General features: G+C 70.7%; 9 protein-coding genes. 6 read left to right on the top strand and 3 right to left on the bottom strand.

Annotation, left to right across the window (positions count from 1 at the left end; genetic code table 11):
• On the top strand, positions 1-1,135 hold a 1,135-nt coding region (locus AB7U92_RS14510; protein ID WP_428578063.1), incomplete at its 5' end, for a molybdopterin oxidoreductase family protein.
• A gap of 45 nt (positions 1,136-1,180) precedes the next feature.
• A complete protein-coding gene (locus tag AB7U92_RS14505) occupies positions 1,181-3,466 on the top strand; it encodes a UDP-N-acetylglucosamine 2-epimerase (protein WP_428578061.1) in 2,286 nt (761 codons plus the stop codon).
• On the opposite strand, the gene AB7U92_RS14500 is transcribed toward AB7U92_RS14505, so the two are convergent.
• Genes AB7U92_RS14500 through AB7U92_RS14490 form a run of 3 tightly spaced genes read right to left on the bottom strand, consistent with a single transcriptional unit; the run spans position 3,456 to position 6,327 of the window.
• A complete protein-coding gene (locus AB7U92_RS14500) occupies positions 3,456-4,346 on the bottom strand; it encodes a DMT family transporter (protein ID WP_428578058.1) in 891 nt (296 codons plus the stop codon). The genes AB7U92_RS14505 and AB7U92_RS14500 overlap by 11 nt on opposite strands.
• On the bottom strand, positions 4,343-4,852 hold the full coding sequence (locus tag AB7U92_RS14495; protein ID WP_428578055.1) for a methylated-DNA--[protein]-cysteine S-methyltransferase: 510 nt from the start codon (positions 4,850-4,852) through the stop codon (positions 4,343-4,345). The genes AB7U92_RS14500 and AB7U92_RS14495 overlap by 4 nt, the downstream gene beginning before the upstream one ends.
• Positions 4,849-6,327: a DNA-3-methyladenine glycosylase 2 family protein gene (locus tag AB7U92_RS14490; RefSeq protein WP_428578052.1), complete on the bottom strand. Its 1,479-nt coding sequence runs from the start codon at positions 6,325-6,327 to the stop codon at positions 4,849-4,851. Before AB7U92_RS14490 ends, AB7U92_RS14495 begins: the two co-directional genes overlap by 4 nt.
• Before the next feature lie 193 nt (positions 6,328-6,520).
• Here AB7U92_RS14490 and AB7U92_RS14485 point away from each other — a divergent pair, with 193 nt between their 5' ends.
• The 4 genes from AB7U92_RS14485 to AB7U92_RS14470 form a co-directional block, all read left to right on the top strand.
• Complete coding sequence (locus tag AB7U92_RS14485; protein ID WP_428578049.1) at positions 6,521-7,396, top strand: branched-chain amino acid ABC transporter permease; 876 nt, start codon at positions 6,521-6,523, stop codon at positions 7,394-7,396.
• 19 nt (positions 7,397-7,415) lie between these two features.
• Entirely contained in the window at positions 7,416-8,492 is a 1,077-nt protein-coding gene (locus AB7U92_RS14480) for a branched-chain amino acid ABC transporter permease (protein ID WP_428578047.1), read from the top strand.
• The gene (locus AB7U92_RS14475; RefSeq protein ID WP_428578044.1) at positions 8,489-9,292 is read left to right on the top strand and encodes an ABC transporter ATP-binding protein; all 804 of its coding nucleotides are present in this window, start codon (positions 8,489-8,491) and stop codon (positions 9,290-9,292) included. Before AB7U92_RS14480 ends, AB7U92_RS14475 begins: the two co-directional genes overlap by 4 nt.
• Positions 9,289-9,908 (top strand): ABC transporter ATP-binding protein (locus AB7U92_RS14470; RefSeq protein ID WP_428578041.1); only part of this gene is annotated, 620 nt, incomplete at its 3' end. The genes AB7U92_RS14475 and AB7U92_RS14470, both read left to right, overlap by 4 nt.

Here is a 9,908-nt window from a genome sequence, read left to right as displayed (position 1 = left end):
CGCTCGGCCCGGCACCGGGCTGCACCCGCTGCGCGGCCAGAACAACGTGCAGGGCGCCAGCGACGCCGGCCTGATTCCGATGATGTACCCGAACTACCAGCGCGTGGTGCGCGACGACGTGCACGCTCAGTTCGAGTCGCTGTGGGGCACGCCGCTGGGCCAAGAGGCAGGGCTCACGGTCGTCGAGATCATGAAGGAGGCGGCTGCCGGACGCATCACCGGCATGTACGTGGAGGGCGAGAACCCGGCGATGAGCGACCCCGACCTCGACCATGCGCGCGCGGCGATGGCGCGGCTGGAGCACCTGGTGGTGCAGGACATCTTCGCCACGGAGACGGCGATCCTGGCCGACGTGGTGCTGCCGGCCTCGGCCTTCGCCGAGAAGTGGGGCAGCGTGACCAACACCGACCGGCTGATCCAGGTCGGCCGCCCGGCGTTGAACCCGCCCGGCCAGGCGCGCCAGGACCTGTGGGCGATCGAGCAGATCGGCCGCCGCCTGGGCCTGCCCTGGGCCTACTGGCGCGACGAGGACGGCGACGGCCATGCCGCAGCCGAGGCGCCGGTGGCGCGTGTCTACGAGGAGATGCGCGCGGTGATGGAGCCTCTGGCCGGCGTGCCGTGGAGCCGCCTGGTGCGCGAGGACGCGGTGGTGACGCCGGCCGAGCGCGAAGACGAGCCGGGCCATGCGGTGGTCTTCGTCGACCGCTTCCCCACGGCCGACGGGCGCGCCACGCTGGTGCCGGCCCGCTTCGCCGCCGGTCCGGAGCAGCCAGACCGCGACTATCCGTTCGTGATCTCCACCGGCCGTGTGCTCGAGCATTGGCACACTGGCGCGATGACGCGCCATTCCGGCGTGCTGGACGCGCTGGCGCCGGTGCCGACGATCAGCATCCATCCCGACGACGCGCAGCGGCTGGGCGTTCGGCACGGCGCGGCGATCCGGGTCGAGTCGCGCCACGGCGAGATCGAAGGCGTGGCCGACGTGACGCGTGCGGTCAACCCGGGCCACCTGTTCGTGCCTTTCGCCTACTGGGAAGCGGCCGCGAACAAGCTGACCGGATCGGCGCTCGATCCTTTCGGCAAGATTCCCGGTTTCAAAGTCACGGCGGTGCGGGCTTTCGCCGTGCCGGCTTAGGTTCGAGAGGGCGGATCCGGCCATCGGGCGGGGCATACTCGCCGGATGTACGAGACCCACTTCGGGATCAGCGGGCCGCCGTTCCAGCTCAGCCCCGACCCGAACTTCTATTTCGACAGCCGGGGCCACCACGAGGCCCTGGAGGCGTTGCGCCGCGGGCTGGCCGAGCCGAACGGCTTCGTGGTGGTGAGCGGCGAGATCGGCGCCGGCAAGACGACGCTGGTGCGCACGCTGCTGGCCGAGCTCGAGTCGTCCGAACTCGTGGTCGGCCAGGTGCTGTCGACGCAGCTCGAGGCAGCCGAACTGATGCGCGCCGTGGCGCTGGCCTTCGGCATCGCGGTGGACAGCGACGCCTCCGCCGATGTCGAGAAGGCCCTGCAATCGTTTCTCCTGGCCATGGCCAAGGAAGGTCGCCGCGCGGTGCTGATCGTCGACGAGGCGCAGAACCTCGATCGCAGTTCCTTCCACTGGCTGCTGGGGCTGGAGAAGGGGCACTCGCCGACGCGCATTCCGATGAAGATCTGCCTGGTCGGCCAGCCCGAACTGCGCGACATCGTCAACTCGGGCGACCACATCGAACTGCGCCAGCGCGTGGTGGTGCAGTGCCATCTCGGCCCGCTGGGCGTGAACGAGACCGGCGCCTACATCACGCACCGGCTCGGGCTGGTCGGATGGAAGGGCACGCCCCGCTTCGAGCCGGGCGCGTTCGAGGAGATCCATCGCTGGACGGGTGGCATTCCGCGGCGGATCAACCTGCTGTGCAACCGGCTGATGCTTTCGCGCTTCCTCAGCGAGAGCACCACCATCGACGCGGCCGCCGTGGCCGAGATCGCGACCGACCTGCGGGCGGAGATCGGCGACACCTCGCCGGTGCCCGCGCCGGCCGGTGCCCCCCTGCCCGTGCTCGACGAGGTGGTGGCCGCGCCGCCGGCCAAGGGCGAGCCGCTGGTGGCGCCGGGCGAGCCCGTCGCGGCCGGGCCGGCGGTGGACATCCACCTGATCGAGCCGGTCGAGCCGCCCCCGGCAGAGCAGAAGGCGGAAAGGGCGTCGCCCGCTGCGCGCGCGAAGAAGCCCGCGGCACCCCCCCCGACCAGCGTCGACCTGGAACTCGACGTCGATGCGGAACCCGCCAGCGACGGGCAGGAGCCCGCCATGCCGACGCTGCGCAACGGCGGCGAGTCGCGGCCGTTGCTGTGCGTGGTCGGCGGGCAGGGCGAGCATGTCAAGGCTGCCGCGCTGATGCACGCGATCGCGGCCCAGGCCGATCTGCCGGTGACGCTGCTGGTGCGCTGCTATGCCAACAGCGCCTTCGAGCGTCATCGGGAGATGTTCGCCGGTCTCGACGTGGCCGGCCGGCTGGTCAACCTCGGCATCGCCGGCGGCACCTATGCCGGGCGGGCGGCCGAGCTGATGAAGCGCTTCGAATTCGTGGTCGACCACTGCCAGCCTGCGGCGGTGATCGTGTTCGACGGCAGCGATGCCGCGCTGTCCTGCGGGCTGGTGGCCAGCCGCAAGGGCCTGCCGGTGCTGCACGTGGGGGCGGGGCTGCGCAGCGGCACCACCACCGATGCTGCCGACATCACCCGCCGCCTGGCCGACCAGCTCGCCGACGTGCTCTACACCACCGAGTCGCAGGCCAACCAGCAACTGGCGCAAGAGGGCGTGGCGGCCGATCGCATCCGCTTCGTCGGCAACACGCTGGCCGACGCGCTGCAGGTGGCGCTGCGCACCCGCCTGGCCACGCCCAACCCGCGCGAGCGCCTCGGCCTGCCGGCCAATCTGCTCAGCGACCGCAACGGTTACGGCGTGGTCGTGCTCGACGGCATGGCCAACGTGGGCGACCGCCAGGCGCTGTCGGAATTGATCAACATCCTGCGGGCGGTCGCGCACGACGTGCCGCTGATCTGGCCGATGCACACCCGCACCCGCGAACTGATGGCCAAGTTCAAGCTCGACGCCGTGGTGGCCAGCGAGCGCATCGCCACGCTGCCCTCGCAGAGCTATCCGTCGTTGGTCCAGCTGATGTCCAACGCCACCTGCGTGCTGACCGATTCCTGGAACGTGCAGGAAGAGACCACCATCCTCGCCGTGCCCTGCCTGACGCTCGGCGTGGCCCAGGAGCGCCCGCTGACCACGACGATCGGCTCCAACCAGGTGGTGGGCCGCAACAAGTCGCTGGCCACCCGAGCGGTGTGGGACTGCATCTTCAACGGCGGCAAGCGCGGCCGTGCACCCGACCTGTGGGACGGCAAGGCGGCCGAGCGCATCGCGCAGCACATGGCCGGCTTCCTGGCAGCCCGGCGTACCTCGCGCGACGGCGTCACCGCCTGAGCCGGGCCGCCGCCAGGCGCGGCGTGATCACCCCGGTGGCCAGCGCGGTGCCCAACAGGATCACCGCGCAGCCGGCGGCCATCGCGGCGGTCAGCGGTTCGCCGAGGAACAGCCAGCCCCACAGCACGGCAAAGGCCGGGATCAGGAAGGTCACCGCGATCGCGTTGGCCGCGCCCACGTGGGCGATCAGCCGGAAGTACATCAGGTAGGCCAGGCCGGTGCACAGCAGTGCCAGCAGCGCCACCATCAGCCAAGCCCGCGCCGACGGCATCGAAGCCGGCCACCACAGCAGCGCCGGCCCGGCCAGCACCAGTGCCGCCGAGAGCTGGCTGCCGGCCGCCACCGCCATCGGCGCGACGCCCTGCAGCCGCTTCTTCGTGAAGTTGGCCGACAGGCCGTAGAGCATCGCCGCGGCCAGGCACGCGACGATGGCCCACCCCGAGCCGCCGGGCTGGAACGAAGCCTTCTCCCAGGCCAGGCCGATCACGCCGGCGAAGCCGATGGCCAGGCCGAGTGCCCGCGGCGCGGTCGGCCGGTCGCGCAGCCACCACCAGCCGATCAGCGCGCCCCACAGCGGCGACGAGGCATTGAAGATCGACGACAGCCCGGCGCTGATGCCCAGCGCCGCGTAGCTGAAGAAGAGAAAGGGCAGCGCCGAGTTGGTGATGCCGACCAGGAAGATGGCGCGCCAGTGGCGGCGCAGCTCGCCCCACTGGCCGCGCCACAGCAGCAGCGGCAGCAGCACCAGCGCCGCGCCGGCCACGCGCACCGCCGACAGCGCCACCGGCCCGAACTCGCCGGCGCCCAGCCGCATGAAGAGGAAGGAGGCGCCCCAGATCGCTGCCAGCGCGACGAGTTCGCCCAGGTCGGGGGTCTTCACTCGCGCAGCTCCAGGGCGAGCAGCGCCTGCTTGCGTTCCACCCCGCCGGCATAGCCGGTGAGCGAGCCGTCGCGGCCCAGCACGCGATGGCAGGGTACGAGCAGCGAGGCGGGGTTGCGCCCCACGGCGGCACCGACGGCGCGCACCGCCGCGGGGGCACCCAGCGCCTGCGCCACCTCGCCATAGCTGCAGGTGTGGCCAGCCGGGACGCGCTGCAGCGCCTGCCAGACGGCCTGCTGGAACGGCGTGCCCTGCAGGTCCAGCGGGAGTTCGAAGTCGCGGCGTTCGCCGGCGAAGTACTGGTCGAGCTGGCGCGCCGCCTCGCGCAGCAGCGGATCGTCGGCCCGCTGCGGAGCCTCCAGCTCGCCCGGGTGGTGTTTCTGGCCCTCGAACCACAGGCCGGCCAGGCCGCGTGCGGTGCGTGCGATGCGCACGCGGCCCAGCGGCGTGTCGACCAGCCGCTGCGCGGTGCAGCGGGCGTTGAGCGTCTCGGCGAGCTTGTTCATGTCTGAGTCTCCAGGCTGTTCCACAGGCGCAGCACGGCGTAGGAACGCCAGGGCCGCCAAGCCTGCGCGTGGGCATCGGCAGCGCGCTGGCCGGCAAGGCCGTGCAGGCGCTGCATGGCCTTCAGCACGGCCACGTCGTTCGGCGGAAAGGCGTCGGGCCAGCCGAGGGCGCGCATCGCCACGTAGTGCGCCGTCCACGGCCCGATGCCCGGCAGTTCGCACAGGGCGGCGATGAAGTCCTCGGGTGCGGTGGCCGGTGTCATCAGCGTCTCCAGGCCGGGCCAGGCGTCGGCCAGCGCGAGCAGTGCCTGCGCGCGCTGGCGCACGATGCCCAGGCCGGCGATCTCGGCCACGCTGGCGCAGGCCAGCCGCTCGGGGGCAACGAACTGCCGATCCAACTGCGGCCACGGGCTGGCCACGGCGGTGCCGAAGGCCTCGACCAGCCGCCGCGCCAAAGTTCGCGCCGCGGCCACCGTGACCTGCTGCCCGAGCACCGCGCGCACCGCCAGCTCGAAAGTGTCGAGGCTGCCCGGCAGCCGGATGCCGGGGGCGCCGGGCAGGCCGGCCAGCGCGGCGTCGATGTGCGCCGGTGCCGCATCGAGGTCGAGCCAGCGCCGCGCTGCCGCGGCGACACGTGCGCTGGCAGCGGCGAGCGCGGGCGCGAAGCGAAGCTCTACGCGGTCGCGCTCGAGCTCGAAGCGGGCCTCCAGCCAACCGGCCGTCTCGCCGAGCACGCCGGCGCGCACCGTGCGGCGCACGGCGAGTCCCTCGACCTCCTCGATGCCGGGGATCGCCCGCTGGGCGATGAAGCGCAGAAGCGCGGCATGGTCCAGCGGCGCGCGGTAGCCGAGGGTGATGCTCACCGCGTCGAGCGGCGACGAAGTAACGGGGTCACGCTCCGCATCGCCGCGCAGCCGGCTCGGGCTCATGCGGTAGTGCTCGGCGAAGGCGGCGTTGAAGCGGCGCAGGCTTCGGAATCCGCTGGCCAGCGCCACCTGCGCCACCGGCATGGCGCTGTCGGTCAGCAGTTGCTTGGCCAGCAGCAGGCGCCGCGTCTGCAGGTACTGCATCGGCGTGACGCCCTGCTCGGCGAGGAAGATGCGACGCAGATGCCGATCGCTCACGCCGAGCCGCTGCGCGAGCGCGGCGAGCGAGGCTGCCTCGCCGCTGGCCGCCTGCGCGTTGAGTTCCTGCACCGCCTGGCGGGCCAGCGTGCGCGAGGCGTCCATCACGCTCCACGGCAGGCCCGCGCCCGGCGCGATCTCCGGCCGGCACTTCAGGCAGGGCCGGAAAGACGCTGCCTCGGCCTGCGCCGGCGTCTCGAAGAAGCGGCAATTGCGCCGCAGCGGCGTGCGCACGCGGCAGATCGGCCGGCAGTAAACGCCGGTGGAGGTGACCCCCACGAACAGGCGCCCGTCGAAGCGCGCATCGCGGGCGGCGAGGGCCTGGTAGGCAGCGTCGGCATCGAGCGTCATGCCAGGGATGATAGGCAGCGCGGAGCATGCTGCTCGCCGTTTTCGGACATGCCGTCGACCGAGGGCGCCGTGTCGCGCAGGTGACTGTGCGCCCGGGTTTGTCCGATCACTTGCGGATTTGCCGTTCGCATACAACCGGGGCCGACCGGAGGTGCGAATCGCCGCCGGCAGTAGCCTCCAGCGGAGACCGGGCTTGCAGCTCCTGCAGATCATCATCAGCGGCATCGCGCAAGGCTGCATCTACGGCCTGATTGCGCTGGGCTTCGTGCTGATCTACAAGGCCACCGAGACGGTGAACTTCGCGCAGGGCGAGCTGATGATGCTCGGCGCGTTCTGCGGCCTGGCGCTGATGACGGTGCTCGGCTTTCCGTTCTGGCTCGCCGTGCTGAGTTCGATCGCCGCGATGGCGCTGTTCGGCATCGGTCTGGAGCGCGTGGTGATCCGCCCGATCCTCGGCCAGCCGGCCTTCTCGGTGGTGATGCTGACCATCGGCATCGGCTACGTCACGCGCGGGCTGATCACGATGATCCCGACCATCGGCACCGAGACGCACACGCTGCCCGTGCCCTACAAGGACCAGGCCTGGACGGTCGGCGCGCTGGTGCTCAACGTCGAGCAGATGGTGGTGATCGCCGCCACGGCGCTGCTCAGCGCGCTGCTGTATGCGATGTTCCGCTTCACCAAGCTCGGCGTGGCGATGCAGGCCTCGTCGCAGAATCAGCTCGCCGCCTACTACATGGGCATCCCGGTCAAGCGGCTGAACGGCCTGGTGTGGGGCCTCGCGGCGGCGGTGGCGGCGGTGGCCGGCCTGCTGCTCGCGCCGATCACGTTCGTGCACGCGAACATGGGCTTCATCGGCCTGAAGGCCTTTCCGGCGGCGGTGGTCGGTGGTTTCGGCAGCTTGCCCGGCGCGATCGTTGGCGGGCTGGTGATCGGGCTGGTCGAGGCGCTGTCCGGCTTCTACCTGCCCGAGGGCTTCAAGGACATCGCCGCCTACGTGGTGGTGCTGGTGATGCTCGTGGTCCGCCCGAACGGCCTGTTCGGCGAGAAGCTGCGCAAGAAGGTCTGACCAGAAAGCACGAGAGCGCATGCGCTTCATCTTCAAGACGAACTACGAGCAGGACATCCGCCTGGCCAAGCACGGCGGGCACGTGTTCTGGTACTCGGCGCTGATGGCGCTGATGCTGCTCGCGCCCTGGATCGTCTCGGAGTACTGGCTCGCCCAGGTCACCTTCATCCTGATCTACGCCATCGTCGGGCTCGGGCTGATGCTGCTGTCGGGCTTCACCGGGCAGTTCTCGCTCGGCCATGCGGCCTTCCTCGGCGTCGGCGCCTACACGCAGGCGGCGCTCACCGGCGCGGGCGTGCCGTTCCCGCTGGCGCTGGTGGCGGCGGCCGGCATCTCGGCGCTGGTCGGCGTCATCGTCGGCCTGCCGGCACTGCGCCTGAAGGGCATCTACCTCGGCATCGCGACGCTGGCCTTCGGCTTCATCGTCGAGGAAGTGTTCGCGCGCTGGGAGAGCGTGACCGGCGGGAACGCCGGCAAGCACGTCAAGGACCCGAGCCTGTTCGGCTGGACGGTCGAGTCCGGCGAGCCGTTCTACTACCTGTGCCTGGTGATCACCGTGATCGCCACGCTGGCCATCCTCAACCTGCTGCGCTCGCCCACCGGGCGCGCCTTCGTGGCGATCCGCGATTCCGAGATCTCGGCGCAGAGCATGGGCATCCACCTCGCGCGCTTCAAGACGATGTCCTTCGCCATCTCGGCGGCGCTGGCCGGCGTCGGTGGTGCGCTGTACGCGCACAAGCTGAAATTCATCTCGCCCGACCAGTTCGGCGTGCTGCAGTCGATCGACCTGATCCTGATGATCGTGATCGGCGGCCTCGGCTCGGTGCATGGCGCTTTCCTCGGCGCGATCTTCCTGATCACCATGCCGCAGGCCATCGCACTGGCCAAGGACTACCTGCCCGATGCGATCGCGCTGGCGCCGGGCCTGCAGGGCGTAGTCTACGGCAGCGTGCTGATCGCCTTCGTGCTGTTCGAGCCGCTCGGGTTGTACGGCCGCTGGCTGAAGTTGCGAACCTGGTTCCAGCTGTTCCCGTTCTACCGCCGCGGCATGTTCAAGCGGCAGAAGTCGTTCCAGAAGTCGGAGCGGCTCAAATGACGACTGGCGTGCTGCTCTCGGCCCGTGACATCAGCGTGCGCTTCGGCGGCGTGCTGGCGGTCAACCAGGTCAGCTTCGACGTGCACCGCGGCGAGGTGTTCACGCTGATCGGCCCGAACGGCGCCGGCAAGACGACGGTGTTCAACCTGATCAGCCGCATCTACACGCCGACGTCCGGCTCGATCGAATACGACGGCACGCCGCTGCTCGCCCATGCGCCGCACGAGATCGCGCAGCTGGGCATCGCGCGCACCTTCCAGAACATCGAGCTGTTCGAGCACGCCACCGTGCTGCAGAACCTGCTGATCGGCCGCCACGTGCACCGCGAGACCGGCTTCTGGAGCCAGCTGTTCTTCACCCGCGCCACGCGCGACGCGGAGATCCGCGCCCGCCACAAGGCCGAGGAGGTGATCGACCTGCTCGAACTGCAGAAGCACCGCGATTCGCTGGTGGCCGGGCTGCCCTACGGCGTGCGCAAGGTGGTGGAGCTGGCGCGCGCGCTGTGCACCGAGCCGAAGCTGCTGCTGCTGGACGAGCCCTCGTCGGGCCTGAACGTCGAGGAGACCGACGACATGGCCTTCTGGATCCGCGACATCCGCGACGAGCTCGGCGTCACGGTGCTGATGGTCGAGCACGACATGGCACTCGTCTCCAAGGTGTCCGACCGCGTGCTGGCGATGAACCAGGGCGAGGTGCTGGCGCTGGGCACGCCCGCCGAGGTGCAGAGCCATCCGGGCGTGGTCGAGGCCTACCTCGGCTCGGCCGGCGACGTGGAGAGCCTGCGGAGGAAGGCGGCATGACCGACGTGCTCGCACTCGCCAATGTCGAGAGCAGCTACGGGCCGATCCGCGCGATCCGCGGCGTCAGCCTGACGGTGAAGAAGGGCCAGATCGCCACCGTGCTGGGCAGCAACGGCGCGGGCAAGACCACCATCCTCAAGACCATCTCCGGCATCCTCGACCCGACCAAGGGCACGGTCACCTTCAAGGGCGAGGACATCACGGCGCAGGACCCGGCGCTGATCGTGCAGCGCGGCCTCAGCCACGTGCCCGAGGGCCGCGAGGTGTTCCCGCTGCTGTCGGTGCACGACAACCTGCTGATGGGCGCCTACACGCGGAAAGACCGCGACGGCGTGGCGCGCGACATCGAGACGGTCTACGGCTACTTCCCCATCCTTCGCGAGCGGGCGAAGCAGGACGCCGGGCTGCTCTCGGGCGGCCAGCAGCAGATGCTGGCGATCTCGCGCGCGCTGATGGCGGCGCCCGAGGTGATGCTGCTCGACGAGCCGAGCCTCGGCCTCTCGCCGCGGCTGACGCGCGAGATCTTCGAGATCGTCATCCGCATCAACCGCGAGCGCGGCACCACGCTGCTGCTGGTGGAGCAGAACGCCAACATGGCGCTGAACGTGGCCGACCA

The sequence above is a fragment of the Piscinibacter sp. genome (assembly GCF_050175855.1).
Taxonomy (GTDB): Bacteria; Pseudomonadota; Gammaproteobacteria; order Burkholderiales; family Burkholderiaceae_C; genus Piscinibacter.
This window is presented reverse-complemented; position numbering and strand designations above follow the sequence as displayed.

What these genes read in the sequence shown, in the direction of transcription:
- AB7U92_RS14490 (WP_428578052.1), bottom strand. Translation starts at nt 6,327, where the DNA reads ATGACGCTCGATGCCGACGCTGCCTACCAGGCCCTCGCCGCCCGCGAT.
- AB7U92_RS14505 (WP_428578061.1), top strand. Translation starts at nt 1,181, where the DNA reads ATGTACGAGACCCACTTCGGGATCAGCGGGCCGCCGTTCCAGCTCAGC.
- AB7U92_RS14495 (WP_428578055.1), bottom strand. Translation starts at nt 4,852, where the DNA reads ATGAACAAGCTCGCCGAGACGCTCAACGCCCGCTGCACCGCGCAGCGG.
- AB7U92_RS14475 (WP_428578044.1), top strand. Translation starts at nt 8,489, where the DNA reads ATGACGACTGGCGTGCTGCTCTCGGCCCGTGACATCAGCGTGCGCTTC.
- AB7U92_RS14480 (WP_428578047.1), top strand. Translation starts at nt 7,416, where the DNA reads ATGCGCTTCATCTTCAAGACGAACTACGAGCAGGACATCCGCCTGGCC.